22 protein-coding genes, 1 tRNA gene and 1 riboswitch are annotated in these 25,830 nt (G+C 63.0%); of the genes, 9 read left to right on the top strand and 14 right to left on the bottom strand.

What is annotated here, in order from left to right:
• Positions 1-126: 126 nt before the first annotated feature.
• The 3 genes from tpiA to ACTNBU_RS05010 all read right to left on the bottom strand — a co-directional run bounded on the left by tpiA (position 127) and on the right by ACTNBU_RS05010 (position 2,853).
• Positions 127-900 carry a triose-phosphate isomerase gene (tpiA, locus tag ACTNBU_RS05020; RefSeq protein ID WP_441031434.1) on the bottom strand — a complete coding sequence of 258 codons (774 nt, stop codon included), beginning with the start codon at positions 898-900 and terminating at the stop codon, positions 127-129.
• 181 nt (positions 901-1,081) lie between these two features.
• Complete coding sequence (locus tag ACTNBU_RS05015) at positions 1,082-2,275, bottom strand: phosphoglycerate kinase (protein ID WP_441031432.1); 1,194 nt, start codon at positions 2,273-2,275, stop codon at positions 1,082-1,084.
• An 80-nt stretch (positions 2,276-2,355) separates the two neighbouring features.
• Positions 2,356-2,853, bottom strand: a complete 498-nt coding sequence (locus ACTNBU_RS05010) for a tRNA (cytidine(34)-2'-O)-methyltransferase (protein WP_441031430.1) — start codon at positions 2,851-2,853, stop codon at positions 2,356-2,358.
• Between the two features lie 378 nt (positions 2,854-3,231).
• Here ACTNBU_RS05010 and ACTNBU_RS05005 point away from each other — a divergent pair, with 378 nt between their 5' ends.
• From ACTNBU_RS05005 to mfd, 5 genes are all read left to right on the top strand, one after another.
• On the top strand, positions 3,232-4,386 hold the full coding sequence (locus tag ACTNBU_RS05005; protein ID WP_441031428.1) for a DapH/DapD/GlmU-related protein: 1,155 nt from the start codon (positions 3,232-3,234) through the stop codon (positions 4,384-4,386).
• Positions 4,387-4,443: 57 nt separating this feature from the next.
• Entirely contained in the window at positions 4,444-5,403 is a 960-nt protein-coding gene (locus ACTNBU_RS05000) for a ribose-phosphate pyrophosphokinase (protein WP_441031426.1), read from the top strand.
• 122 nt (positions 5,404-5,525) lie between these two features.
• Positions 5,526-6,119, top strand: coding sequence for an aminoacyl-tRNA hydrolase (gene pth, locus ACTNBU_RS04995; protein WP_441031424.1), 594 nt, complete (start codon positions 5,526-5,528; stop codon positions 6,117-6,119).
• A gap of 45 nt (positions 6,120-6,164) precedes the next feature.
• Entirely contained in the window at positions 6,165-6,632 is a 468-nt protein-coding gene (locus tag ACTNBU_RS04990; RefSeq protein ID WP_441031422.1) for a hypothetical protein, read from the top strand.
• 141 nt (positions 6,633-6,773) lie between these two features.
• The gene (gene mfd, locus ACTNBU_RS04985; protein WP_441031420.1) at positions 6,774-10,271 is read left to right on the top strand and encodes a transcription-repair coupling factor; all 3,498 of its coding nucleotides are present in this window, start codon (positions 6,774-6,776) and stop codon (positions 10,269-10,271) included.
• Positions 10,272-10,351: 80 nt separating this feature from the next.
• On the opposite strand, the gene ACTNBU_RS04980 is transcribed toward mfd, so the two are convergent.
• The 3 genes from ACTNBU_RS04980 to ACTNBU_RS04970 all read right to left on the bottom strand — a co-directional run bounded on the left by ACTNBU_RS04980 (position 10,352) and on the right by ACTNBU_RS04970 (position 13,787).
• On the bottom strand, positions 10,352-10,762 hold the full coding sequence (locus ACTNBU_RS04980) for a hypothetical protein (RefSeq protein ID WP_441031418.1): 411 nt from the start codon (positions 10,760-10,762) through the stop codon (positions 10,352-10,354).
• 430 nt (positions 10,763-11,192) lie between these two features.
• Positions 11,193-12,530: a glucose-6-phosphate isomerase gene (locus ACTNBU_RS04975; RefSeq protein ID WP_441031417.1), complete on the bottom strand. Its 1,338-nt coding sequence runs from the start codon at positions 12,528-12,530 to the stop codon at positions 11,193-11,195.
• A gap of 138 nt (positions 12,531-12,668) precedes the next feature.
• Positions 12,669-13,787 carry a D-alanyl-D-alanine carboxypeptidase family protein gene (locus ACTNBU_RS04970; protein WP_441031415.1) on the bottom strand — a complete coding sequence of 373 codons (1,119 nt, stop codon included), beginning with the start codon at positions 13,785-13,787 and terminating at the stop codon, positions 12,669-12,671.
• 150 nt (positions 13,788-13,937) lie between these two features.
• On the opposite strand from ACTNBU_RS04970, the gene ACTNBU_RS04965 reads away from it, so the two are divergent.
• Positions 13,938-14,011: transfer RNA gene (locus tag ACTNBU_RS04965), tRNA-Gly, on the top strand.
• A 434-nt stretch (positions 14,012-14,445) separates the two neighbouring features.
• The gene (locus ACTNBU_RS04960; protein WP_441031413.1) at positions 14,446-14,919 is read left to right on the top strand and encodes a hypothetical protein; all 474 of its coding nucleotides are present in this window, start codon (positions 14,446-14,448) and stop codon (positions 14,917-14,919) included.
• Between the two features lie 102 nt (positions 14,920-15,021).
• Here ACTNBU_RS04960 and ACTNBU_RS04955 read toward each other — a convergent pair whose 3' ends face one another.
• Genes ACTNBU_RS04955 through ribD form a run of 6 tightly spaced genes read right to left on the bottom strand, consistent with a single transcriptional unit; the run spans position 15,022 to position 19,150 of the window.
• Positions 15,022-15,546 (bottom strand): HAD family hydrolase, encoded by a 525-nt coding sequence (locus ACTNBU_RS04955; RefSeq protein ID WP_441031411.1) that lies wholly within the window; start codon positions 15,544-15,546, stop codon positions 15,022-15,024.
• Between the two features lie 12 nt (positions 15,547-15,558).
• A complete protein-coding gene (locus tag ACTNBU_RS04950) occupies positions 15,559-15,681 on the bottom strand; it encodes a hypothetical protein (RefSeq protein WP_441031410.1) in 123 nt (40 codons plus the stop codon).
• Between the two features lie 3 nt (positions 15,682-15,684).
• Entirely contained in the window at positions 15,685-16,152 is a 468-nt protein-coding gene (gene ribH, locus ACTNBU_RS04945; RefSeq protein WP_441031408.1) for a 6,7-dimethyl-8-ribityllumazine synthase, read from the bottom strand.
• A gap of 36 nt (positions 16,153-16,188) precedes the next feature.
• The gene (locus ACTNBU_RS04940) at positions 16,189-17,391 is read right to left on the bottom strand and encodes a bifunctional 3,4-dihydroxy-2-butanone-4-phosphate synthase/GTP cyclohydrolase II (RefSeq protein WP_441031406.1); all 1,203 of its coding nucleotides are present in this window, start codon (positions 17,389-17,391) and stop codon (positions 16,189-16,191) included.
• Between the two features lie 24 nt (positions 17,392-17,415).
• Positions 17,416-18,063 (bottom strand): riboflavin synthase, encoded by a 648-nt coding sequence (locus ACTNBU_RS04935; RefSeq protein ID WP_441031404.1) that lies wholly within the window; start codon positions 18,061-18,063, stop codon positions 17,416-17,418.
• Positions 18,044-19,150: a bifunctional diaminohydroxyphosphoribosylaminopyrimidine deaminase/5-amino-6-(5-phosphoribosylamino)uracil reductase RibD gene (gene ribD / locus ACTNBU_RS04930; RefSeq protein ID WP_441031402.1), complete on the bottom strand. Its 1,107-nt coding sequence runs from the start codon at positions 19,148-19,150 to the stop codon at positions 18,044-18,046. The genes ACTNBU_RS04935 and ribD overlap by 20 nt, the downstream gene beginning before the upstream one ends.
• 154 nt (positions 19,151-19,304) lie before the next feature.
• Positions 19,305-19,419, bottom strand: a riboswitch (FMN riboswitch).
• A gap of 158 nt (positions 19,420-19,577) precedes the next feature.
• On the opposite strand from ribD, the gene ACTNBU_RS04925 reads away from it, so the two are divergent.
• Together ACTNBU_RS04925 and ACTNBU_RS04920 are read left to right on the top strand one after the other, a co-directional pair.
• Entirely contained in the window at positions 19,578-21,446 is a 1,869-nt protein-coding gene (locus ACTNBU_RS04925) for a CvpA family protein (RefSeq protein ID WP_441031401.1), read from the top strand.
• Positions 21,443-21,973 (top strand): methylated-DNA--[protein]-cysteine S-methyltransferase, encoded by a 531-nt coding sequence (locus ACTNBU_RS04920; RefSeq protein ID WP_441031399.1) that lies wholly within the window; start codon positions 21,443-21,445, stop codon positions 21,971-21,973. The genes ACTNBU_RS04925 and ACTNBU_RS04920 overlap by 4 nt, the downstream gene beginning before the upstream one ends.
• A gap of 108 nt (positions 21,974-22,081) precedes the next feature.
• Here ACTNBU_RS04920 and ACTNBU_RS04915 read toward each other — a convergent pair whose 3' ends face one another.
• Together ACTNBU_RS04915 and eno are read right to left on the bottom strand one after the other, a co-directional pair.
• The gene (locus tag ACTNBU_RS04915) at positions 22,082-22,924 is read right to left on the bottom strand and encodes a MurR/RpiR family transcriptional regulator (protein ID WP_441031397.1); all 843 of its coding nucleotides are present in this window, start codon (positions 22,922-22,924) and stop codon (positions 22,082-22,084) included.
• A gap of 156 nt (positions 22,925-23,080) precedes the next feature.
• Complete coding sequence (gene eno / locus ACTNBU_RS04910) at positions 23,081-25,774, bottom strand: phosphopyruvate hydratase (protein WP_441031395.1); 2,694 nt, start codon at positions 25,772-25,774, stop codon at positions 23,081-23,083.
• Between the last annotated feature and the right edge of the window lie 56 nt (positions 25,775-25,830).

The raw sequence follows: 25,830 nt of genomic DNA, 5'->3' as shown, positions 1-25,830 counted from the left end.
CATTTTACGGGCGACTTGCGCGGCGTAAAAAAACCGCGCCCCGTGCGCCCCGGGGGCGCACACACCAGACCGCAGACTGGTGGTGGGGTGGTTAGGAGGGGAGCCTGCTCCCCTCCTAAAACGATCTTACTCCTGGTTCGCGGCGTTGATGATGTCCACGAACTGCTCGGGCTTCAGGGCGGCGCCGCCGATGAGGCCGCCGTCGATGTCGGGCTGAGCCAGCAGCTCCGCGGCATTCTTGGGATTCATGGAGCCGCCGTACTGAATGGTGACGCTGCGGGCGACCCGGGCGCCGTACAGGGCGCGGATGGTGGCGCGGATGTTGGAGCAGACCTCGCCGGCCTGCTCGGCAGTGGCGGTCTTGCCGGTACCGATGGCCCAGATGGGCTCGTAGGCGATGATGCAGCGGCGCAGCTTGTCGGCGGGGACGTTGTACAGCGCACTCTTGACCTGCATGGCGATCCAGTCGTTGGTGATGCCGGTCTCACGCTGCTCCAGGCTCTCGCCCACGCAGATGATGGGGCTCATGCCGGCGTTCAGGACGGCGTGGACCTTCTTGTTGACAGTCTGGTCAGTCTCGCAGAAATACTGACGGCGCTCGGAGTGGCCGACGATGACATACTTCACGCCCAGGTCCTTCAGCATGTCAGCGGAGACCTCGCCGGTGTAGGCCCCCTTCTCCTCAAAGTAGACGTTCTCGGCGCCCACGGAGATCCGCAGGTCCTTGAAAGCCTTCAGAGCGGTAGAGATGTTGCAGGCGGGAACGCAAATCACGGTCTCGCACCACTTGGCCTTGGGAAGGATCTTCTTGATGTCTTCAGCGAACTTCTTGGTCTCGGTGGCGGTCATGTTCATTTTCCAGTTGCCGGCAATGACGGTTTTACGATATCTGCGATTCATAGCGATCAAAACTCCTTATTTATTTGACTAGACTGTACAAGGTTTCGGTATCTAAGTATGCAAAAAGCGGTGCAAGGGAGGGAAGACCGCGAAAGATGGCCTTCGCCGCCCTCTTGCCGCATTCAGCCATGACAGGTGCGAACCGCTGGACACAGCCGAAGCGCCGCCAGCGGCGGGGATCTTACTTATCCAGCAGGCAGGCCACGCCGGGCAGTTCCTTGCCCTCCAGGAACTCCAGGGAGGCGCCGCCGCCGGTGGAGATGTGGGTCATCTTGTCGGCGTAGCCCAGCTGCTCAACGGCCGCCGCGCTGTCGCCGCCGCCGATGATGGTGATGGCCTCGGTTTTGCTGAGAGCCTCGGCCACGGCCTTGGTGCCCACGGCGAAGGCGGGGAACTCGAACACGCCCATGGGGCCGTTCCAGATGACGGTGCCGGCGCCGGCCACGGCGTCGCAGTACAGCTTCACGGTCTCGGGGCCGATGTCCAGGCCCTCCCAGCCGTCGGGGATCTCGCCGGCCTTCACGACCTGGCTGTTGGCGTCGGCGGCGAAGGCGTCGGCGCAGACGGTGTCCACAGGCAGCAGGAGCTTGACGCCTTTGGCCTTGGCCTTCTCGATCATCTCACGGGAGTAGTCCATCCAGTCGGCCTCCAGCAGGCTGTTGCCCACCTTGCCGCCCTGGGCGGCGCAGAAGGTGTAGGCCATGCCGCCGCCGATGATGATGGTGTCGGCGATCTCCAGCAGGTTGTTGATGACGCCGATCTTGGAGGAGACCTTGCTGCCGCCCAGGATGGCCACCAGGGGGCGCTTGGGGTTGGAGATAGCTCCGCCCAGGAACTCCAGCTCCTTCTGGATCAGGAAGCCGGAGACGGCGGGCAGATAGGCGGCCACACCGGCGGTGGAGGCATGAGCGCGGTGGACGGCGCCGAAGGCGTCGGACACATACAGCTCCGCCATGGAGGCCATGGCCTTGGCCAGCTCGGGATCGTTCTTGGTCTCGCCCTTTTCAAAGCGGGTGTTCTCCAGCAGCAGGATCTGGCCGGGCTGCAGAGCGGCGGCCTTGGCCTTGGCGTCCTCGCCCACCACGTCATGGGCGAAGATGACGTCCTTGCCCAGCAGCTCGCTGAGACGCTTGGCGACAGGAGCCAGGCTCAGCTTGGGATCGGGGCCGTTCTTGGGCTTACCCAGGTGAGAGCAGGCAATAACAGCGGCGCCGTTGTCCAGCAGATACCGGATGGTGGGGAGGGCGGCGACGATGCGCTTGTCGCTGGTGATCTCGCCGGTCTCCTTGTCCTGGGGAACATTGAAGTCGCAGCGGAGCAGGACTTTCTTCCCGTGGACATCCACGTCGAGAACCGTCTTCTTATTATAGTTCATAGAAACCTCCTGTTTTCAGAAATGTATCTGGAATCGCTCAGTTGCTGATATAGGATGCGGATTTACCGCAGAATCATGTATCAAATGGAGCCGTCGCCCATCTCACCCACGCCCAGCAGGCCGGGGAAGCCGTTCTGCCGCAGGGCCTCGTAGACGCAGACGGCCACGGTGTTGCTGAGGTTCAGGCTCCTGGCCTCCGAGATCATGGGCAGGCGGACGCAGCGATCCCGGTACTCCTCCCGGAACCACTGGGGCAGACCCGCGGTCTCCTTACCAAAAAACAGCCAGCTGTCCGGTGTGAACCGGGCCTCCGCAAAAGAGCGGGGCGCCTTGGTGGTGGTGAGCCACAAATCCTCCCGGGCTTCCGGATGCCGGGCGAAGAAATCCGGCAGATCCTCGTAGTCAGAGACCTCCACCAGATGCCAGTAGTCCAGACCGGCCCGCTTCACCGCCTTGTCTGAGATATCGAACCCCAGAGGACGGATCAGATGGAGACGGCTGCCGGTGGCGGCGCAGGTCCTGGCGATGTTGCCGCAGTTCTGCGGGATCTCGGGCTCCACCAAAACCACATTCAGCATAGAGATCCTCCTCCCGTGATCCCGGGTATGGAAAACAAACAAAAATTATCCAAAAGGCACCAGTCCTGCGAACGGATGCTATTGTAATCCATTACGCGGACAAATTCAACTATAAAATGAAGATTCGAGAGGAATTTCATAAGAAATCACTACAAAAGGTGGTCGAATTCTGTGAAATGCTGAAAAAGAAAGCAAAAAGAGCGGGCAGAATCGGATAAAACAGGGCAGAATACCGGAAAATCCGGTCAAACTGCCAAAAAGACCTGCGAAAATTCTCTCAAGGATTTCTACCCCCATACTGGATTTTTGCCGGAACCTTGCTATAATAAGATTACAAATATATAAAATGAAGATCGGTTTTGAAAGGAGGGGGACCCAATGGATCAGAAGCGCGCCATTGTATTACTGACTGATCCGGTCTCTCCGGAGGAGTATGGAAAACCGCTGATGCTAAAAGCCGTCCTGTTCAGCCCAGTTTTGACTTGGGTGAGCGAGAAATTGAAGGCCGATGGTGTGAGGCGGTTTTTTGTTGCCTGTGGGCCGGAATACGCCCGGGAGGCCCGGGCCTGTTTCCGGGAGGAAGATGATGTCACCGTGTCCGCGGAGCGGGAGGACCTGCTGGCCTTCCTGGCGGAGGACGGTCCCGTGTCCGTGATCCCCGGCGCGGTGCTGCCGGTGGGCGACGATCTCCAGCCGGAGGAGAACTGCGCTTTCACCGCCGACGCCAGAGCCCTGCGGGAGAGCTGGGAGGACAGCGGTTCCAGCCGGGTGTCCGGCGCCGCGCCGCTGCCCGGTTTTGCCACGGTGGAGAACTTTATGGATGTGCAGGACCTGTCGTCCCTGTGCAGGGATGACGTGGTGGACCGGCTGATGGCCAAGGGCGTGGAGTTCACGGACCGCTACGCGGTGTATATCGGCCCGCTGGTGGACATCGGCCAGGGGACCGTTGTCCTGCCGGGCACCATCCTGCGGGGGAACACCACCATCGGCACGGGCTGCGAGATCGGCCCCAACACCATGATCCGGGACTGCGTCATCGGAAACGACACCACGGTCAACGCCTCTCAGCTCAATGAGAGCACCGTGGGAGACCGCACCAATGTGGGGCCGTTCGCCTATGTGCGGCCCAACTCCCACATCGGGGACGACATCAAGGTGGGCGACTTTGTGGAGGTGAAGAACTCCACCATCGGCAACGGCACGAAGATCTCCCATCTGACCTATGTGGGCGACAGCGACGTGGGCCAGCATGTGAACTTCGGCTGCGGCACCGTCACCACCAACTACGACGGCTTCAAGAAGTACCGCTGCACCATCGGGGACCATGCGTTCCTGGGCTGCAACACCAACCTCATCGCGCCGGTGACGGTGGGTGAAGGCGCCTATACCGCCGCCGGAAGCACCATCACCCAGGAGGTCCCCAAGGACGCTCTGGCGGTGGCCCGGAGCCGGCAGAAAAATCTGGAGGGCTGGGCGGCCCGCCGGAGAGCGCTCCACGCGGAGCAGGAGCAGAAGAAAAAAGAGAATACCTGAGACGTTTCAAGCAACACGATCACCAAAAATTTTTTAATAAGAAAGAGGGCGCTGAAAATGATTTCTCACGGGAAGGATATCAAGGTTTTTACTGGCAACGCGAATCCCAAGCTGGCGGAGGAGATCTGCAGACTCATGGGCACCACGCTGGGCGAGGCCGAGGTCGGCACGTTCTCTGACGGCGAGATCTTCGTCTCCCTGTATGAGACCGTCCGCGGCAGCGACGTGTTTGTCATTCAGTCCACCTGCAATCCGGTAAACCGGAACCTGATGGAGCTGCTCATCATGATCGACGCGCTGAAGCGGGCCTCTGCGGGCCGCATCACCGCCGTCATGCCTTATTACGGCTATGCCCGGCAGGACCGGAAAGCCAAGGCTCGCGATCCCATCACGGCCAAGCTGGTGGCCAACATGCTGGTGGCCGCCGGCGCCGACCGGGTGCTGACCATGGACCTCCACGCCGCCCAGATCCAGGGCTTCTTCGACATCCCCGTGGACAACCTGCTGGGCAACCCCATCTTCGTGGACTACTACGCCAAGAAGTTCGGCGCTGACTGCGAGGACATGGTGGTGGTCTCCCCCGACGTGGGCAGCGTGGCCCGGGCCCGTGCGTTCGCACAGAAGCTGCACATGAACCTGGCCATCGTGGACAAGCGCCGTCAGAAGGCCAACCAGTGCGAGGTCATGAACGTCATCGGCGACGTCCGGGACAAGGACTGCATCATCTTCGACGACATGGTGGATACCGGCGGGTCTCTGTGCAACGCCGCCCAGGCCCTCATCGAAGTGGGCGGCGCCAAGAGCGTCCACGCCTGCGCCTCCCACGGCGTGCTGTCCGGCCCGGCGCTGGACCGCATCAACAACAGCGTCATCAAGGAACTGGCCCTGCTGGACACCATCCCCGGCACCAACACGGAAAAGTGCCCCCGGATCAAGTACCTCTCCGTGGCGCCCATGTTTGCCGAGGCCATCGAGCGCATCTATCAGGAGGTCTCCATCTCCAAGCTGTTCCGCTGAGCGCGGATATCCGGCCATCCGGAGACAGAGAACAGAGAAACAGACAAAGGCGGGGAAGAGCTTCTTTCCCGCCTTTGTGGGCTGTCTGAAACACAACGCATCAAATAAAGGAGCAACGAACAATGCTGTTTGGCAATCGACCCACCGGCGTGGAGTGGCTGGTGGTGGGCCTGGGGAATCCAGGCGAGAAATACGCCAGGACCCGGCATAACATGGGCTTTCTGACACTGGACCTGCTGGCGGAGCGGGAGCACATCCGCATCGACCGCATCAAATTCAAGGCCACCACCGCCCAGGCAACGCTGTCCGGCCGCCGGTGCCTGCTGATGAAGCCCCAGACCTATATGAACCTCTCCGGCGAGGCGGTGCGGGAGGCGGCCCAGTTCTACAAGATCCCCGCGGACCATGTGCTGGTGATCTACGATGACGTCTCTCTGCCGGTGGGAAAGATCCGGGTGCGGCCCTCCGGCTCCGCCGGCGGACACAACGGCATCAAGAACATCATCGCCCATCTGGGCACGGACCGGTTCCCCCGGGTGAAGATCGGTACCGGTGCCCCCGGCGAGGGCGGCGACATGATCGACTGGGTCATCGGCGAACCGTCCCAGGCGGACAAGAAGATCCTGCTGGACTCCCTTGACCGGGCCATCGCTGCGGCGGAGAGCATCATCGAAAACGACGGCGACTGCCAGAAGGCCATGAACCGGTTCAACTGATCCGGACTTTATGCAAAGGCCAGACGTGGAGAAAGAGGTGTTCCCGTGAAGACGAGATGGTCCGGCCGGTTTCCCGGCGTACTGCTTCTGGCGCTTTTCACCTGCGCGGTGATCTTCTGGCCACAGAAGTTCTCCGACTTCGCCCACACGGACCGGACGGAGGCATCGTATATGTTCGTTTATACCCACGTATCCGGCTCAGACGCGGCGTATCACAGCGCCGAAATTCAGCCTGAGGAGATGGAGCGGGTGCTGCGCCTGCTGAACGATGGGCGGCTCCACTGGCGGGGATTCCGGCGGGTCATCACCTATACCGGCGACCAGACGCTCTACTCCGTCACACTGGGCCATCAGGGCAAAAACGGCTATGTGCAGGATGCCCGCTTCGAGCTGCTGTCAGACGGTTCCCTGTATGATGTCCGGTACGATATGGGCTATATCCGTTACCGGCTGACGGACTGCGATGTGGCTGGCGTCTGCCGGGAACTGGACAGGATCCTGCATACAAAATAGTCGCCGGCCGGACAATTTTCCGGTTCCGCGCCATATAATAAGGAACAGAAGCGGCACACCCCGTCCCCTTTGGCCGGAGTGCGCCCCATACTGCGTGAAATTGCCAAATTTTAACAGAAAGTGTCTGCTATGGAACAATTTTTGAAAACACTGAATACCATCCCGGAGGTGGCCGAGCTGGTCCGCCGGGTGGAGGAGGGCGGCTGTCCGGCGGAGGTGTCGGGACTCCAGCCCGTCCACCGGGCGGAGGTGGGCGCGGCGGTGGCCTGGGCCGCCAAGCGTCCGGCGGTGTTCGTCTGCGGCGACGAGCGGGAGGCCCAGACCCTGGCGGCGGACCTGCGCTCCCTGACGGGGGAGACGCCGGTGGTGCTGCTGGCCCGGGAGTGGCAGTTCCATCCCGGCACGGTGTCCTCCCGGGCCTGGGAGCAGAACCGTCTGGCGGCGCTGTACGCCCTGGCCATGGAGGAGGCCCCCATCACCGTGGCCACGGCGGACGGCCTTATGGCCCGGACGCTGCCGAAGCAGCTGCTGACAGACGCGGCGGTGACGCTGAAGACCGGAGGGCAGCTGGATCTAAAGGCCCTCGCCGCCCGGCTGACGGCCTGCGGCTACACCCGCTGCGACCAGGTGGAGGGCGTGGGGCAGTTCGCCCTGCGGGGCGGCATCCTGGACGTGTTCTCCCCCCTGATGGAGCAGCCGGTGCGGTGCGAGCTGTTCGACGATGAGATCGACTCCCTGGGCCTGTTCGACCCCGGCACCCAGCGGCGGACGAAGAACGTGGAGTCCACCCTGCTGCTGCCCGCCGCCGAGGTCCTGCCCCACAGCGCGGAGGGCGGACTGTCCGGACTGGCGGACACGCTGGAGGCCCTGGCGGCGAAGCTGGGAAAGAAGCAGAAGACGGAGACCGTCACGGCGACGCTGCGGGCCGACGCGGAGGGCTTCCGGAACGGACGCGTTCCCGGCGGCCTGGACCGGTATCTGGCGGCCATCCACCCGGACTTGACCTGCGGCGTGGACTATCTGCCGCCGGACGCCATCGTGTTTCTCAGTGAGAGCGGCCGGGTGGACGAGCGGGTGAAGCACACGCTTTTACAGGTGAAGCAGGACACGGAGGCCCTCATCGAGGCGGGGGTCATGGCCGGAGAATACGCCCGGCTGACCCTGTCGGACCGGGAGCTGTACGACCGGCTGGCGGACTTCCCCGTCATCATGGAGGACTCCCTGCCCACCTCCCGCCTGCCCCTGCGGCCCAGAGGACTCATGGGGATGCGGGCCAAGCAGCTGTCCTCCTACGGCGGCAGTCTGGAGACCGCCGTCACGGACATGAGCCACTACCGGGACACCGGCAGCGCCATTCTGGTGCTCTGCGGCGGCGAGACCCGGGCCAAAAACCTCCACCGCATTCTGGAGGACAAGGGCATCCCCGCCGCCATGGACCTGGAGGGGAAGGCCATGCCGGTCCCCGGAGAGGTACGCATCACCATCGGCGCCCTGTCCGCCGGCAGCGAGTTCCCTCAGCTGAAGCTGGCGGTGCTGACGGAGGGCCAGCTGCTGGCGGTGGCGAAAAAGAAGCAGAAGCTGCGGAAGGAGACCAACCGCCAGAAGCTCCAGTCCTACACGGACCTGACTCCCGGGGATCTGGTGGTCCACGTCCACCATGGCATCGGCCGGTTTGCGGGCATCCAGAAGATGCCGGTGGACGGCGTGGAGAAGGACTATATCAAGATCGACTACGCCGGCGGCGACTGCCTGTACGTCCCCGTCACCCAGCTGGATCTGGTGAGCAAATACATCGGCGGTGGCGAGGACGCCCAGGAGCACACCCGGCTGAACCGTCTGGGCGGCACGGAGTGGACCCGGCAGAAGTCTAAGGCCAAGGCCGCCGTGAAGGATCTGGCCAAGGGGCTGATCCAGCTGTACGCGGAGCGGGCCCGCCAGCCGGGCTACGCCTTCTCGCCGGACTCCGCCTGGCAGCAGGAGTTTGAGGACGCCTTCGAATATGAGGAGACCGGCGACCAGCTCCGGGCCATCGAGGAGATCAAGAAGGACATGGAGCGGCCCCGCCCCATGGACCGGCTGCTGTGCGGCGACGTGGGCTACGGCAAGACGGAGGTGGCCCTCCGGGCTGTCATGAAGTGCATTCTGGACGGCAAGCAGGCGGCCATTCTGGTGCCCACCACGGTGCTGGCCCAGCAGCACTACGCCACCGCCATGAGCCGGTTCCGGTCCTTTCCGGTGAACATTGAGGTGCTGTCCCGGTTTACCACATCCAAGGAGCAGAAGCGCATTTTGCAGGAACTGGCGGAGGGCGGCGTGGACCTGATCGTCGGCACCCACAAGCTGATCCAGAAGAGCGTCCGGTTCCACGACCTGGGCCTGCTGGTCATCGACGAGGAGCAGCGCTTCGGCGTCACCCACAAGGAGCGGCTGCGGGAGATGGCCAAGCAGGTGGACACTCTGACCCTGTCCGCTACCCCCATCCCCCGGACGCTGAACATGGCCCTCAGCGGCCTGCGGGATATGTCCACCATCGAGGAGCCCCCCAAGGACCGCCAGCCGGTCCAGACCTACGTGCTGGAGCACGACTGGGCCATTTTGGAGGACGCCATGCGCAAGGAGCTGGCCCGGGGCGGCCAGGTATACTATCTCCACAACCGGGTGGAGACCATTGACCTTACCGCTTCCCGCATCCAGAAGCTGCTGGGGCCGGAGGTCCATATCGTCACCGGTCACGGAAAGATGAGTGAGCAGGAGCTGTCCGGCGTCATGCAGGCCATGGTGGACGGGCAGGCGGATATTCTGGTGTGTACCACCATCATTGAAACCGGCATCGACATCCCCAACGTCAACACCCTCATCATCGAGGATGCGGACAGGATGGGCCTGGCCCAGCTCCACCAGATCCGGGGCCGCATCGGCCGCAGCGCCCGCCGGGCCTACGCCTATCTCACTTACCGCCGGGGAAAGGTCCTGCAGGAGAACGCCGCCAAGCGGCTGGCCGCCATCCGGGAGTACGTGGAATTCGGCTCCGGCTTCCGCATCGCCATGCGGGATCTGGAGATCCGGGGCGCCGGCAACCTGCTGGGGCCGGAGCAGTCCGGCTATCTCATGAGCGTGGGCTACGACCTGTATCTGAAGCTGCTGGAGGAGGCGGTGCTGGAGGAGAAGGGCGAGGCCAGAAGCACCGTCCCGGACTGCACCGCCGACCTCACCGTCAACGCCAACATCCCGGAGCGGTACGTGGCCTCGGCGGAACAGCGGATGGACATCTACCGCCGCATTGCCGCCATCCGCTCGGAGGAGGACAGCGCCGATGTGCTGGATGAACTCATCGACCGCTACGGCGAGCCGCCGAAGCCGGTGCTGGCTCTGCTGGACGTGGCGCTGCTGCGGTCTGCTGCCGTGAAGGCCGGTGTCTCGGATATCACCCAGAAGGGGGAGAAGCTCCGGCTGACGCTGGGGGCCTTCCTGCCGGCGGCTCTGGTGCGGGTGGTGAACCTGCCCAAGTACAAGTACCGGCTGGCCCTGTCCGCCGGAGAGATCCCCTGTCTGACCCTGACCCTGAAGCCGGGGGAGGAGGTCCTGGACGCGGCGCTGACGCTGGTGGAGGACCTGCGCCTGAGCATGACGGCGGAGTAGATCCCGGACGGAAAACAGCAAAAAACATCCCTCTGTTCCAGGCGGGACAAAGGGATGTTTTATTTGAAAAGTCAGATGGCTTACATATATTTCTTCATGCCGTCCGTCGCAAAGGCGGGGTCGCCGCTGACGGTGACAGTGAATTTGATGTTGTTCTGCTCACCGAAGACATCCAGCCAGTTCAGGAACTCCTCGGTCTCCCGGCCGACCTCGCAGCCCACGGTCTTGCACAGATTGTCGATGAACACGTGGGAGATGTCGTAGTTGCCGGCGTACAGGCCGCTGATGAAGCCGCGGAACAGCTCGAAGCTGTTGAGCTTATACGCATGGGCGTCGATGAGCCGGATATGATAGTGGATATCGTAAGTCAGGGTGGGATTGGCCTCAATGCAGACCACGTTGCCGGGCTCGTCCTTCGCCGCGTTGTTGATCATTTCGATCAGTTGCTTGGTCTTGCCGGAGCCTTTCACGCCCATAATCAGTCTGACCATAGTAAATCACTCCTGTAATCATAGAATTGCGGATATCTCCCCGGGGTGGAGAGAGGATTGCTTGGACTAAGAATAGCATAAATCCAGGTAAATTACAATGCAAAAAAGGGAATTTAAACTTTGTTCATAATGCTAAAAATTCAAGGGACCGCAGATGGCCTGCGGTCCCTCAGGCTGTCGAAAAAGTCCAGAGACTTTTCCGACAGCCTGCCTAATGTCTCGATTTTCGGACCGCTATGCGGTCCGAAAATCTGCCGCTGCGCGGCGCAAACACCTGCTGGCGCAGGCTTTTTGCAGACATTTGATCCAATTCGAGGCGGGCTCCGCCCCCTCGAGCTCCCCTTTTTGAAAGTGATTTCTGTTAAACGCGGATTTTTCGACACGCTGAAGGGACCGCAGATACCCTGCGGTCTCTTGAAATTTCGGGGATTTACTCGCCCAGCTTTGCCTCCAGCTCGGCCTTCCGATCCTCGTAGCCGGGCTTGCCCAGCAGGGCGAACATGTTCTTCTTGTAGGCCTCCACGCCGGGCTGATCGAAGGGATTCACGTCCAGCAGGTAGCCGGACAGGCCGCAGGCGTACTCGAAGAAGTAGATCAGCTGGCCCAGGGAGTCGGCGTTGCGGCCGTCGGCCTCCACAATGAGGTTGGGGACGCCGCCCTCGGTGTGGGCCAGCAGCGTGCCCTCGGTGGCGCGGTCCCGAATGAAGTCCAGAGACTTGCCGGCCAGGAAGTTCAGGCCGTCGCCGTCCTGCTCGTCCCGGGGCACCAGCAGCTCGTGCTCAGAGGCGCCGAAGCGGACGATGGTCTCGAACATCAGCCGCTGGCCCTCCTGGATGTACTGGCCCATGGAGTGGAGGTCTGCGGTGAACTCCACGCTGGCGGGGAACAGGCCCTTGCCCTCCTTGCCCTCGCTCTCACCGTAGAGCTGCTTCCACCACTCGGCCATGAACCGGAAGGCGGGATCGTAGCAGCCCAGGATCTCCACGGTCTTGCCGGAGCGGTACAACTGATACCGGGTGGCGGCGTAGCGCCAGGCCGGGTTCTCGTCACAGCCGGACTGGACGCAGGTGTCCATCATCTTGGCGGCACCGGTCATCAGCGCGTCGATGTCGATGCCGGTGACGGCGATGGGCAGCAGGCCCACGGCGGTAAGGACAGAGTAGCGGCCGCCCACGTCGTCGGGCACCACGAAGGTCTCCCAGCCCTCGGCGTCCGCCAGGGACTTCAGGGCGCCCCGGGCCTTGTCGGTGGTGGCGAAGATGCGCTCCCTGGCGCCCTCGCGGCCGTACTTCTCCACCAGCTTCTCCCGGAAGAACCGGAAGGCCACGGCAGGCTCGGTGGTGGTGCCGGACTTGGAGATGACGTTGACGGAGAAGTCATCGTCGCCCAGCAGCTCCATGACCTCGTTGAGGCTGTCGGCGGACAGGCCGTTGCCCACGAAGTAGACGTTGGGGGTGGACTTCTTCTTCAGGTTGTAGTTGGGAGAGCAAAGGCACTCGATGACGCCCCGGGCGCCCAGATAGGATCCGCCGATGCCGATGACCACCAGCGCCTTGGAGTTCCCCTGGATCTTGGCCGCCGCCTGCTTGATGCGGGCGAATTCCGCCCGGTCAAAAGCGCGGGGCAGATGGACCCAGCCCACAAAGTCGCTGCCGGCGCCTGTGGCGTTCTGCAGCTTCTCCTGGGCGATCTGGAGGCGGGGCACCAGGGCCTCCTCGTAAGGCATGGGGATGAATTTCTTCATGTGAAACAGCTTGACGTTCACCATAATAGATCGACGTTCCTTTCTCTCTCCCCCCGAAAGAAGGGGATTCTTTCGTGCAATTATACCATTCTTTGGCGCCGGAGACAAGAGACGTTTGTAAAAGTCTTGCAGAAATTGGATGCGGTTTTCCAGATGGACGGCTCACCCCGCCAGGAAGGCGCTCCGCAGCAGCCGCCGCAGCATCTGGCTCCAGGTGATCCGGGGGACCTCCTCTCCCACAAGAATGGGGATCTCCGCCAGAACTTCCTCGCCGGAGGACACCGTCAGGGTCCCCAGCGGGTCGCCCGCGGACACGGGGGCCTGGACATGATCCGTCATCGTGACGTCCCGGGTCAGCGTGCCGGCCTTGGCTTTTTCCAGCAGCAGGGACTTCTGCTCGATCACCGGCTGCACCGTGGCCTGGGTGCCCAGAGACACCGGGATGGGCGCCAGCACCTGGTCGGCGGTGACGTTCACCAGGGAATAGGTGGAAAACCCGTAGTTCAGCAGCGCCTTGGCGTCCTCGAACCGCTGGGCGGAGGTGGCGTCCTTCATGATGACGGCGATGAGCTCCATGCCGTCCCGCTCCGCCGTGGCGGACAGACAGTATTTGGCGGCATCGGTGGAGCCGGTCTTCAAACCGGTGGCACCCTCGTAGAAGCGGATGAGCTTATTGGTGTTCACCAGCTGGGACGCGCCGTTCCGCAGGGTGTCCATCCAGATGGTGGTGTATTTCCGAATATCCGGATGGTGCAGGATCAGCTCCCGGCTCATGAGGGCAATGTCATAGGCGGAAGTGACGTGGCCCGCCGCCGGAAGGCCAGTGGCGTTTTGAAAGGTGGTATCGTTCATGCCCAGCTCCCTGGCCCGCTGGTTCATCCGCTCCACAAAGGACTCCTCGCTGCCGGCGATCTGTTCCCCCAGCGCCACGGCGCAGTCGTTGGCGGAGACCACGCACACCGCCTTCAGCATCTCGTCCACCGTCAGCTGCTCGCCCTCCTTCAGCCAGATCTGACTGCCGCCCATGGAACAGGCATGGGCGGAGGCGGTGATGACGGTGTCGTAGGACAGCTGTCCGGCGTCGATGGCCTCCATGGTCAGCAGAATGGTCATCACCTTGGTGACGCTGGCAGGCTCCAGCTTCTCATGCTCCCCCTTGCTGAACAGCACCGTGCCGGTCTCCTTCTCCATCAGCAGCGCCGAGGGGGCGTCCACATCCAGGGCACGGGCGGAGGTGGACAGCAGCACTGCGGCACAGAGAAATGCCAATACCTTTTTCATAGACGGTCCTCCCAAGCTGCATCGTTGCTGCCAGTATATGAGAGGGGCTGGCCCATTCATGCGCCGGGCGACAAATTTCGGGTTGCAAATGCCAAAAGATTCTGTTATAATACGTTCCGCTGGCAAAACACAGCGTGAAAAATCAAATATGCAGGGTTCGTACATCGGTAGTACAGCGGCTTCCCAAGCCGCTGAGGCGGGTTCGACTCCCGTACCCTGCTCCAGCTCAGAAACTTCCTGTTTGACACGAATCCCCGCCTGCGGCGAGGCTTCTTAGTCGGACAGGAAGTTTCTTCGCTTTCGGCCGCGATCCGCTGCGCTGGGTTCGCGGCCGAGTGGCGAGGGGTGCGTATGGGGCGGTATTTTATTGGTTGACGCAGCCGTCGCGCACTCATTCTGCTGCTCCTCGCTTCCGGCCACGATCCGCAGCGCAGCTGTTGGCGGCTTTGAAACCTTACGGATGCGGTGCGCCTCTTGCGGGTGCTTCGCTGGGTTCGCGGCCGGGTGGCGGGGTGCTGCGAATAAGTTAATTTGCGTTGCGTATATGCAGATTTGACTTACGTAAATTTTTGTTGATTTTTACGCAAGATGTGCTATAATGTCTTCATAGAGGGCGGCGGCCATCTAAATCTATGAAGACATCGGGAGGTACATTACCATGAGCTATCCGCATACTGGCAACGAGGTCTACATCGGCTTTTCCCTGTCCAACACGATGCTTTCCGGAATCGGCAAGGGAACCATCACCAGAGAGGACGTTTCCGCTGATTATCTGAAGAGCCTGTTTGAAAAATACGGCGTCGTCGTCTCTGCCAAGCCGGAACAGCGGAAGCTGCTGGAGCGTGTGAATGAACTGTACGACCTGAAACTGGAGATCCCCGAGTCTTTGAAGATCATCCAGCTCTCTGAGAAGAATCGCCGCCTGGTGGTCATCAACGTCCAGGGCCTGAGACGGAGCAACGGCTCCCTGCTGCCCCAGTATTCTCCGGAGGAGTTCGAGGAGGCCACCTTCAGCTTCGTCAAGTATTACGTGCAGAGCCGTCATTACGATGAGCTGGTGGCCGAGAACGAGAAGCTGAAGAAGGAACTGGACGCCGAGGTGGCGTGGCGTAACCGGGTCTCCGATATCTGATCTCTCCGACAGCGCTTCAGGCGTTCTCCCGGTGGAAGTTCAACATTTTATAGGCAGACAGCAGGCACACAGCCCCTTCCGGGCCGTGTGCCTGCTGTTTATTTATGTGCCGGTCAGAGCCGCCAGGGCAGCGGGAAGCTCCGCCGGGCTTTCGATGAGCCGGTCTGCGCCGTCCAGCTCGCCGGGGGCGGCGTAGCCGTAGGCGCACCCGATGAACGGCAGGCCGTTCCGGCGGGCGATGTCCATGTCCTGCCGCCGGTCGCCGACGGCCAGAAAACCGCCGCCATACCGGGCCTGGAGCTCCCGGCAGATCTCATGCTTGGGCCGGTAGCCGAACTGCTCGCCGCAGAAGAGACCATGGAAATACCGCTCCAGGTGAAAGAACGCTGCGTGGGCCTCCAGATAGGACACGGGACAGTTGCTGAGCAGCAGGAGCCGGTATCCCCGGTCCCGCAGGCTGTCCAGGACCTCCGGCACGCCGGGGTACAGCTGGGCCTGCCCCTGCCGGATCAGCGCCAGCATCCGGTCGCCGATGAGGGCGCCGGAGGTCTGCTTCTCCGCCAACGGCAGATCCGGCAGGAAGCGTCCCCACATCTCCCCGGGAGACAGGCCGATCCATTGGCGCACCTCGTCCGCGGATCAGCGCCGGACCTCCACATAGCCCAGACGGACCAGCCGGTCATAGGCCGTCTGGAAGGCGGGGGTATAGATGTGCATGCTGTCGTGGAGGGTCCCGTCGTAGTCAAAGAGGAGGTTGACCATGCCTTACGCGTCCAGCGCCCGGATGAGGTTCACCATCTCAATGGCGCCCTGGGCGCACTCGGCGCCCTTGTTGCCCGCCTTGGTGCCGGCCCGCTCAATGGCCTGCTCGATGGTGTCGGTGGTGAGAACGCCGAACATGACGGGAATGCCGCTTTCCAGCGCCACGGCGGCGATGCCCTTGGATACCTCGCTGCACACGTAGTCATAATGAGAGGTGTTGCCACGGATGACGGCGCCCAGGGCGATGACGGCGTCGTACTTCCCACTCTTCGCCATTTTGGAGGCGATGAGGGGGATCTCAAAGGCGCCGGGGACCCAGGCTACAGAGATATCCTCCGCCTGCACGCCGTGGCGCAGCAGCGTGTCCTCGCAGCCGCCCAGCAGCTTGGAGACGATGAATTCGTTGAACCGGGCGCAGACGATGCCCACTTTGATGCCTTCCGCCACCAGCTTGCCTTCGTAGAGTTTCATAAATCATTCCTCCTGTTTGTGTTGATTATGACAGTATCAGTAGTTCAGAATATGTCCCATGCGGCGCTGCTTCGTCCGCAGATAGAACAGGTCGTCCTCGTTGGCCTCCACCTGAATGGGCACCCGCTCCGTGATCTCCAGACCGAAGTCCGCCAGCTGATAGACCTTGTCGGGATTGTTGGTCAGGAGCCGCATGGTCCGGATGCCCAGATCCCGGAGGATCTGGGCGCCGGTCCAGTACTCCCGCAGGTCCGGAGCGAAGCCCAGCCTGACGTTGGCGTCCACGGTGTCGAAGCCCCGCTCCTGGAGCTCGTAGGCCTTCAGCTTGTTGATCAGGCCGATGCCCCGGCCCTCCTGGCGCATGTACAGCAGAACGCCCCGGCCCTCCTGCTGGATCTGCTGCATGGCGGCAGAGAGCTGTTGGCCGCAGTCGCAGCGGCGGGAGCCGAACACGTCGCCGGTGAGGCATTCGGAGTGGACCCGGCACAGCACGTCCCGTCCGTCGCCGATGTCGCCCTTCACCAGCGCCACGTGATGCTCGCCGGTGAGGTCGTTGACGTAGCCGTAGATCCGGAACTCCCCGCAGCGGGTGGGCAGCTTGGCGCAGGCCTCCCGGACCACATGCTTGTCGTGGAGACGGCAGTAGTCCTGCAGGGCCTTGATGGTGATGACCTTCATGCCCCACTCCCGGGCCTTTCCCAGCAGCTCCGTGGTGCGCATCATGGTTCCGTCGTCCCGCATGATCTCGCAGCACAGTCCGCACTGGGTCAGCCCCGCCAGACGGCACAGGTCCACCGTGGCCTCCGTGTGGCCGTTCCGGGTCAGCACGCCGCCCCACCGGGCCACCAGCGGGAACACGTGGCCGGGACGGCGCAGGTCCTCCGGCCGGGTGGACGGGTCCGCGCACTTGCGGCAGGTGTAGCCCCGCTCCTCCGCCGAGATGCCGGTGGTGGTGTCCACATGGTCGATGGACACGGTGAAGGCGGTGCAGTGGTTGTCCGTGTTGACCTTCACCATCTGCTCCAGCCCCAGCCGGGCGGCCACCTCCTCGCTCATGGGCGTGCAGATGAGGCCCTTGGCGTGGGTGGCCATGAAATTGACGTTCTCCGTGGTGGCGAACTGGGCGGCGCAGATCATGTCGCCCTCGTTCTCCCGGTCCGGATCGTCGATGGAGATGATGATGCGGCCCGCCCGCAGCTCCTCCAGGGCCTCCTCCACGGTGCAGTATTGCTGTTCCATATGACAGTTCCTCCTTTGGTTGTATCAAAAACCGTTCTCCGCCAGAAAGTCCCAGGTGATGCCGCCGGGAGGCGGCGTCTCCGGCTGTGGCCGCAGCAGCTTTTCCACATATTTGCCGATGATGTCCGTCTCCAGATTCACCGTGTCGCCGGCCCGTTTCTCCCCCAGAATGGTGACGGCGGCGGTGTGGGGGATGACGGACACGGAGAAGTTCCTCTCCGTGACGGTGGCAACCGTCAGGCTGATGCCGTCGATGGTGACGGAGCCCTTCTCCACCACGTACCGCAGCAGGGCCGGGGCAGCCTCCACCGTGTACCAAACGGCGTTGTCGTCCCGGCGGGTGGCGGTGATGCGGCCGGTGCCGTCGATGTGGCCGGAGACGATGTGGCCGCCGAAGCGCCCGTCCACCGCCATGGCCCGCTCCAGATTCACCCGGCTCCCCACGGACAGGGCCCCCAGAGAGGAGCGGTCCAGCGTCTCATGCATGACGTCGGCGGTGAAGCCGCCGCTGTCCGCTCCGGTGGCGGTGAGACAGACGCCGTTCACCGCCACGCTGTCGCCAATTTTCAGGTCCGACAGGATGGCCATCGCCCCGATGGACAGCACCGACGAGTGGGCGCCCCGCCGGATGGCCCGAATGACGCCCATCTCCTCAACGATCCCCGTGAACATCCGTCTCCACCTGGCTTTCCAGCAAAAAGTCCTCCCCGATCTGTGTGACGGTGGTGCGGACCAGCCGCACCGCCTGGGCGGGGGTCTCCACGCCCAGGCCCGCGATGGGGGACTTAGCCGCCGTGCCGCCGAATAGCTTGGGGGCGATGTAGGCCTGCACTTTTTGGACGATGCCGCTGTGCAGCGCCGCCCAGTTCAGTTCGCCGCCGCCCTCCAGCAGAACGCTGTCGATGCCCCGCGCCCCCAGCCGGTCCATCAGGGCGTTCAGGTCCACCCGGCCCTCCGGCCCCGGCAGGTCCCACACCTGACAGCCCGCGTCCTCCAGCGCTTTCCGGCACTCCGGCGGCGGGGCCGCGGCGGCCAGAATGGTGGGGACCTCCCGGGCGGTGCGGACGACGCGGCTGTCCGGCGGCGTCCGCAGATGAGAGTCGCAGATGATCCGGACGGGGTTTTTCCCGCCCTCCATCCGGCAGGTCAGCAGGGGATCGTCCGCCAGTACGGTGCCCACCCCCGCCATGATGGCAGAATACCGGTGCCGGTCCTGATGGACCCGCTGCCGGGCGGCCTCTCCGGTGATCCATTGGGAGTCCCCGGTGCGGGTGGCGATCTTTCCGTCCATGGTCATGGCGTATTTTATCACCACATAGGGCCGTTTCGTCTGAATGAAGTGGAAAAACACCGGGTTCAGGGCGTCGCACTCCTCTTTCAGGACGCCGGTGTCCACCGTCACGCCGTGGGAACGCAGGAGCTCCACACCCTTTCCCACCACCAGGGGGTTGGGATCGCCGGAGCCGACGGCTACCCGGCGGATGCCGGCCTCCAGAATGGCGTCGGTGCAGGGCGGCTGCTTCCCGTGGTGGCAGCAGGGCTCCAGGGTGACGTACAGCACGGCCCCCACCGGGGATTCCGTGCAGCTTTGCAGGGCATTGCGCTCCGCGTGGGCCTCGCCGTACCGCCGGTGCCAGCCCTCGCCGATGATCCGGCCGTCCTTCACGATGACGGCGCCCACCATGGGATTGGGAGACGTCCAGCCCGCGCCCCGCTCCGCCAGAACAATGGCCCGGCGCATATAGGTCTCGTCTGTCATAGTCTGCCTCCGGACAACAAAAAATGCCTTGAACGGATGGTTCAAGGCATGATGGAACGGCAAAGGGGCCCGCGCGTCCTGTCAAAAAAGAAAACCCTGAAATGACGAGCATTTCAGAGCATACACAGAACGCGCAGGAAGACATCCCTGCGTCGAGGATCTTCTTTCATCCAGACTGTACTGTCGGCTTCGGAGTTGCACCGAATCATGCCTTGCGGCTCGTGGGCTTTACCACCGGTGGGGAATCGCACCCCGCCCTGAAGATATCCTGATTCAATTGCTCAAAGTATACACGCCGCGGCGGCGTCTGTCAATGATTTTCTTTCCGGGCGGGTTCCGGGATATGCGGCTTGATTTGTTCACACATTTCCGCTATGCTATATACAAAGACAGCATCATGCCATCACACAAAGGAGGAAGATATCCCATGCCGTTCACATTCAATTTCGGCGGATTCAATCCCGGCGGCGCCGGCGCTGACGGCGGCCAGCCGGACTTCAGCCAGTTCCAGCGGGAGAAAAAGCCCCGCAAGCCCCGGAAGGCCATCGGCAACGCCTTCACCCGGACCCTCATCAACCTGGCGGTGACGCTGGTGTTCGCCGCCGTCTACTTCTATCTGGAGCTGCCCGCCCTGAACTTCCACGCCGAGGAGTTCTATATGTTCGTGTTCCTGTGCTGCGCGGTTTATTGCGTCTGCGCGGTGATCACCTCCGGTTTCCAGGGAGACGGCATCAAGGGCTACGCCCACTTCGTCCGGAAGCAGTGCACCGTGCCCTTCCTGCTGTTCATCGCCCTGATCGCGGCCATCGCCATCGGCTCCATCAGCTCCTGGGTGGTACTGCGGGCCTCCAGCTACAGCAAGCTGCTGACCGTGGAGACCGGCGACTTCGCCGCCGAGGTGGACGAGATCAGCTTCGACCAGATCCCCATGCTGGACCGGGATTCCGCCGCCCGTCTGGGGGCCCGGAAGCTGGGTGAGCTGGCGGACATGGTCTCCCAGTTCGAGGTGCTGGACAACTACACCCAGATCAACTATCAGGGCCGCCCGGTCCGGGTAACATCTTTGGGCTACGCGGACATCGTCAAGTGGTTCACCAACCGTTCCGGCGGCCTGCCCGCCTATCTCATCGTGGACATGGTGACCCAGGACGTAACGGTGGTGCGTCTGCCGGAGGGCATGAAGTACACCACCGCCGAGCACTTCGGCCGCAACCTGTACCGGCACATCCGGTTCGCCTATCCCACCATGATGTTCGCCGAGCCTGTGTTTGAGATCGACGAGGAGGGCACGCCCTGGTGGGTCTGTCCCCGGCTGGTGAAGACCATCGGCCTGTTCGGCGGCACGGACATCAGGGGCGCCGTGCTGGTGAACGCCATCACCGGCGAGAGCGAATACTACGAGGAGGTCCCCGCCTGGGTGGACCAGGTGTATGTGGCGGACCTGATCATGGAGCAGTACGACTACTACGGCCTCTATAAAAACGGCTTCATCAACTCCATCCTGGGCCAGCGGGACGTGACCCAGACCACCGACGGCTACAACTATATCGCCATCGGCGACGACGTATATATGTACACCGGCGTCACCTCTGTCACCAGCGACCAGTCCAACATCGGCTTCCTGCTGAGCAACCAGCGGACCAAGGAGACCCACTTCTACTCCGTGGCCGGCGCCACCGAGGACTCTGCCCAGCGATCCGCCGAAGGCCAGGTCCAGCAGATGAAGTACGTGGCCACCTTCCCGCTGCTGCTGAACATCGCAGACCAGCCCACCTACTTCATGGCGCTGAAGGACGCGGCGGGCCTGGTGAAGATGTACGCCATGGTCAACGTCCAGCAGTATCAGATCGTGTCCACCGGCAATACCGTGGCCGCCTGCGAGACCAATTACCGGCAGGCGCTGGCGGAGAACAAGCTCATCGACCAGGACAAGGCGGAAGCGGAGCCCAGCGATCAGCTGACGGTCACCGGCGTCATCGCGGAGATCCGCAGCGCGGTCATCAGCGGTACCACGTCCTATTTCGTCCGGCTGGAGGGCGGCGAGGACTTCTATCAGCTCACCGCCGACAGGATCCCCCTGGCCATCCTGCTGAACGTGGGCGATGAGGTGACGATCCGCTATGCCGCCTCCGCGGGCGGCGTAGCGCAGGGAGCCAACTCCGTGGAGCGCCTTTCCAGCGCGGCACCCTCTGCCGGTGCGGTGACCCAGTTCGCGCTGCCGGAGCCTGCGGTCCAGCCGGAGGACGGGACGCTTCCGGCGGAAGATGCCGTTCCCGCGGATGGAGCTGCCGCATGAATTACACGGCCATCGTTGACAGCCCGCTGGGCGACCTGTCCCTCCTCTCCGATGGCGAGGCACTGACGGGATTGACCTTTCCCAAATGGCGCCATGTGCCGGAGGGCTTCCGGGAGGCGGAACGGCGGGAGGATCTGCCCGTGTTTGATGAGACCCGCCGGTGGTTGGAGATCTATTTTCAGGGCCGGGATCCCGGCGAAGCGCCGCCGCTCCGCCCTGACGGAACACCGTTCCAGCGGCAAGTCTGGGCGGAGCTTCAGACCGTGCCCTGGGGGGAGACCATCACCTATGGGGCCATCGCACAACGGCTGGAGACGGTCACCGGACGGCGGCAGTCCGCCCGGGCGGTGGGCGGAGCTGTGGGCAGGAATCCCATCGGCATCCTGATCCCCTGCCACCGCTGCGTAGGGACCGGCGGCAGTCTGACGGGCTTCGGCGGCGGTCTGGACGCCAAGATCGCCCTTCTGGAGCTGGAGGGCGCGGACATGCGCCGCTTCCGGCGTCCCACCCGGGGCACCGCACTGTAATATGTGAAAACGATCCCCCGGCCTGTGACCTGCGTCACGGGCCGGGGGATCTTGCCTGCATGGAGGGGGCGGGCCGGGACACCGGCGGCGCATGGCGTCCGCCGGAGGTCACAGCCCCAGATAATATCCGCTGCTGAGGACGGATTCCGTGCGGGAGAGGACTTCCTTGGACTCCTCATAGTTCTGACGGGCAAATTCCGCCACCAGATAGTTGGTCAGGCAGATGGGAGCCGTCAGGGAATTCTTGTAGGCGACGCTGCGGATGGCGCAGGGGAGGATCACATCTCCGCAGGACTGCACGGCGGTGTAGTTCATGGACGTGATGAGGATCACCTTCACGCCCCGGCTCCGCAGCCAGCGCAGGATATTGGTGGCCGTCTTGGAGTAGCGGGGAAAGAGATAGGCGATGCAGATGTCTCCGCTCTCCGCGCCCACGATCTCCTCCGGATAGAGCATGCCGGTAGACTGGATGAACCGGACGTTTTTCTTGATCTCCCCCAGCCGGGAGGCCATGTAGTAGGCAAGGGAAAAGCTGCTGCGCATGCCCAGGATATACACACAGTCGGAGTTGGACACCCAGTCCACCGCCTGCTTGAGATCCGCGTCCTTCTGAGCGGCCAGCGTCAGACGGATGTTCTCGTGGTCCATCTCAAAGGCGTCCTTCAGCAGCTGGTTGCTGCTCTCATGGCCGATGCTGTCCAGCCGCTCCGGCAGAGAGGACTTCTGCTGGATCTCGTTCTGCACAGCGGCCTGCATGTCGGAAAAGCCGCTGTAGCCGATGGCCCGGGAGAACCGGATCACGGTGGTGGTGGAGACGCCGATCTGGCGGGAGAGGGTCTCCAGCGTGGAGAACGCGATGGCCTCCACATTGTTCTGCATAAAGGCGGCGATAGCCTGCTGAGACCGGGTGAACAGCGGGGCGTTTTGGGCAAGGCGCTCCAGAAATTTCATATGACGTCCCCTTTCTGCCGCTGCGAAAAGTTGGATGCGCGGCGGGATACTCCTTGTAACATACTAGTTCCGTGAAAAAAAGTCAACCCCGCGGAGTCCCACCGGAAGAGGACAGCCCCGCAGGAAAGCACCCGGCTTTCCTGCGGGGACTGTTGATCAGAACTTCACGATGTCGTCGATCCTGGCCATGTGGCAGCCGGGATAGTCGTCCTTGACCCGCATCAGGAAGTTCAGCTTGTCGATGCGCTCGCCGGAGCGGGGACAGCCGTTCTTGATAAACGGGATCTGCAGGCCCACCGCCATGTCCATGACCACGTCGCCCACCACGCCGCCGCTGCGGCCGGAGGTGATGGAGAACAGGCCGTGCGCCTGGGCGTAGTAATGGGCGTCCAGCGCCTCGCTGATGGTTCCTACCTGGTTGGGCTTCAGAATGAAGCCGTCGATGCAGCCGTTCTCCACGGCGCGGGTGATGCGCGCCTTGTTGGAGACAGTGAAGTCGTCGGCGATAAGGTACGTGCGGGTAATGGCGGCGTGGGCCTTTGCCCAGCCCTCCCAGTCGTCCTCGTCCAGCATGTCCTCGATGAAGACGAAGTTGTACTTCTCCGTCAACCCCTTCACGTAGTCGATGATTTCGTCGGAGGTGCGCTGCCGGCCATTGAGATAGTAGGTCTTCGTCTCCTTGCTGTACATCTCGCTGATGGCGCAGTCCAGCGCGAAGGCGCATTTGTCGGTGTAGCCGCAGCGGTCGATGGCCGACTGGATCAGATCCAGGCAGACCTCCGGGTCCTCGGAGGGGGCGACCCAGCCATAGGAGCCACCCACGGCGGGAGGCTTTCCGGTGTACTCCCGGATGACGGAGCCCAGCTCCTGAAAGACCTTGACGGCGATCTCCACCGCCTCCTCAATATCATCCGCCCGGTAGGGCATGACGATGAACTCGTTGAAGGCCTGGACGATGCCGTTGTTCCGCCCGCCGTTGATGACGTTGAAGGAGGGGATGGGGACGGTTTTGATCTTTCCGTCCGCGATCCGGTCGTACAGGGGACGGCGCTCCACCGCTGCCGCCGCCCGGTAGAGGGCGATGGAGACGGAATAGATGGCGTTGCCGCCCAGAATGTGCTTGTCCGGCGTGCCGTCCAGATCGATCATGATCTGATCCAAAGCCTTCTGGTCCGTCACATCCCGGCCGATGAGCCGCGGCGCGATAATTCTGTTGACATTGTCGACGGCTCTGTGGACGCTGAGGCCGTTGTACTCGGCGGGATCGCCGTCCCGCAGGACGCAGGACTCGTACATGCCCACGCTGCTGCCGGTGGGCGCGGCGCCGGTACCGGTGGAGCCGTCCTCCGTGACCACGTCCACCTCCACCATGGGGCGGCACTTGCAGTCGATGAGTTGCCGGGCGTGGACGGACTTGATGCGGGCGCCGGGTCTGACGGCCGGCCTGCCGGGGATGGCCGGGACGTACAGAATGTTCAGGTCGCACAGGTTGGTGCCGGTGTTCCCGGTGAACACCGTGTCGCCCATGGCCTCCAGCGCCTCATAGCAGGCGTGGCCCCGGAGGGCGGCGAAGACGTCGACGCCCTTCTTCTGCGCCGTGCCGTAGCTGGTGGAGTCCGTGATGCCGCCGGCCACGGGCGTTGTACCGTCGCTGCCCTCGGAGTCGATGGACAGCAGCGCGCAGCCGGGGGCCTTTTCGGCGGAGATGGCAAAGCTCATGGTCAGTTCCTGACCCGGCCCGCCGTGGCCGGTGATGCTGGCGTTGTCCAGGATCTGGGTGGTGGCTTCGCCGGAGGCCAGCAGCACGCAGGGCGCGCAGACGGGATTGCCGTAGTTCTGGATCTCCCTGGCGATGGAGGCCATCATCGTGCCCACGTCTCTGCTCTCGCCCTCCACAAAGGAGGAGAGGATCACGGCGGGCAGGCCCATTTCCTCCGCCGCCTGCTTGGCTGCCAGACAGGAGTCCGGCAGGCTGTTCAGCAGAAAGTACGTATTCTCCGGGAAGGCCTTGGGGGTCTCGCCCTCCGGGCCCGCGTTCATCAGATAGTCCACTACGGTTTTGGGCAGACGGTCTGCCACGCCGTAGTCCCGGATGACCCGGCGGGCATCGTCCAGCGTGGTCTGATCCGGACCCATGGGCGTGCCCTTGTAGTTCTGATAGGGCTGGCTGATGTCGCCGGTGGCCGGGGTGCCCACGGCGTCGCTGATGCCGAAGCCGATCAGCTCCGCGCCCCGGTCCCGGATGCGCTTGGCCAGCATGCCGCCGTTCATGGCGGAGATGTGGCGGCGAATGGCGTTGATCTCGTAAATGCTGGCGCCGGATTTCAGCATCACATCGGTGGTGTCGATCTCATCCTGGAGACTGATGCCCTCGATGGGACAGCTCATCAGCGCGGAGCTTCCGCCGCTGATGACCACGATGAACAGATCCTCCGGCCCGGCGCTGTCCACCAGCTTCAGGATCTCCCGGCAGGCCCGCAGGCCCTCCTCGTTGGGCAGGGGATGGCCGCCCACGAAGACGTCTGTCCGGCGGAACACGTCCGTGGGTTCGGAAAACTTCACGATGGCAATGCCCCGGGTCAGATGGTCCCCCAGGATCTCGTCGATGGCCATGGCCATGTGGTTGCAGGCCTTTCCGGCGCCGATGAGATAGACATGGCGCTTCTTGGAAAGATCCCACCTCCGGGGACCGACGCAGAGCACGTCCCCCTCCATATGGGCGATGCTTTTGATCCGCTCACAGGCGTCCAGATGCTGCAGGGTTTTCTCCGCGATATCCAGCACGATGCGCCTGCTCTCCACATCGCCGTGGGAGAGCAGGGCCTCTCGGTTTTTGATCTTCGTCTGCATAGACTCTCTCCTCCATTGATCTCGGAAAACGCGTTTCCAGTCGCTCAGACCGGCGC

The organism is Dysosmobacter sp. HCP28S3_G4 (assembly GCF_052065175.1).
Lineage (GTDB): Bacteria > Bacillota > Clostridia > Oscillospirales > Oscillospiraceae > Oscillibacter.
This window is presented reverse-complemented; position numbering and strand designations above follow the sequence as displayed.

Excerpts from the sequence above, each read along its gene's own strand:
- ACTNBU_RS05005 (WP_441031428.1), top strand. The coding sequence starts at position 3,232 with ATGGATCAGAAGCGCGCCATTGTATTACTGACTGATCCGGTCTCTCCG.
- ACTNBU_RS04975 (WP_441031417.1), bottom strand. The coding sequence starts at position 12,530 with ATGGTGAACGTCAAGCTGTTTCACATGAAGAAATTCATCCCCATGCCT.
- ACTNBU_RS04915 (WP_441031397.1), bottom strand. The coding sequence starts at position 22,924 with ATGAAATTTCTGGAGCGCCTTGCCCAAAACGCCCCGCTGTTCACCCGG.
- ACTNBU_RS04920 (WP_441031399.1), top strand. The coding sequence starts at position 21,443 with ATGAATTACACGGCCATCGTTGACAGCCCGCTGGGCGACCTGTCCCTC.
- pth (WP_441031424.1), top strand. The coding sequence starts at position 5,526 with ATGCTGTTTGGCAATCGACCCACCGGCGTGGAGTGGCTGGTGGTGGGC.
- ACTNBU_RS04980 (WP_441031418.1), bottom strand. The coding sequence starts at position 10,762 with ATGGTCAGACTGATTATGGGCGTGAAAGGCTCCGGCAAGACCAAGCAA.
- ribD (WP_441031402.1), bottom strand. The coding sequence starts at position 19,150 with ATGACAGACGAGACCTATATGCGCCGGGCCATTGTTCTGGCGGAGCGG.
- ACTNBU_RS04960 (WP_441031413.1), top strand. The coding sequence starts at position 14,446 with ATGAGCTATCCGCATACTGGCAACGAGGTCTACATCGGCTTTTCCCTG.
- ACTNBU_RS04970 (WP_441031415.1), bottom strand. The coding sequence starts at position 13,787 with ATGAAAAAGGTATTGGCATTTCTCTGTGCCGCAGTGCTGCTGTCCACC.
- ACTNBU_RS05000 (WP_441031426.1), top strand. The coding sequence starts at position 4,444 with ATGATTTCTCACGGGAAGGATATCAAGGTTTTTACTGGCAACGCGAAT.
- ACTNBU_RS04950 (WP_441031410.1), bottom strand. The coding sequence starts at position 15,681 with ATGGTCAACCTCCTCTTTGACTACGACGGGACCCTCCACGACAGCATG.
- tpiA (WP_441031434.1), bottom strand. The coding sequence starts at position 900 with ATGAATCGCAGATATCGTAAAACCGTCATTGCCGGCAACTGGAAAATG.
- ACTNBU_RS05015 (WP_441031432.1), bottom strand. The coding sequence starts at position 2,275 with ATGAACTATAATAAGAAGACGGTTCTCGACGTGGATGTCCACGGGAAG.
- ACTNBU_RS04925 (WP_441031401.1), top strand. The coding sequence starts at position 19,578 with ATGCCGTTCACATTCAATTTCGGCGGATTCAATCCCGGCGGCGCCGGC.
- ACTNBU_RS05010 (WP_441031430.1), bottom strand. The coding sequence starts at position 2,853 with ATGCTGAATGTGGTTTTGGTGGAGCCCGAGATCCCGCAGAACTGCGGC.
- eno (WP_441031395.1), bottom strand. The coding sequence starts at position 25,774 with ATGCAGACGAAGATCAAAAACCGAGAGGCCCTGCTCTCCCACGGCGAT.
- ribH (WP_441031408.1), bottom strand. The coding sequence starts at position 16,152 with ATGAAACTCTACGAAGGCAAGCTGGTGGCGGAAGGCATCAAAGTGGGC.
- ACTNBU_RS04940 (WP_441031406.1), bottom strand. The coding sequence starts at position 17,391 with ATGGAACAGCAATACTGCACCGTGGAGGAGGCCCTGGAGGAGCTGCGG.
- ACTNBU_RS04935 (WP_441031404.1), bottom strand. The coding sequence starts at position 18,063 with ATGTTCACGGGGATCGTTGAGGAGATGGGCGTCATTCGGGCCATCCGG.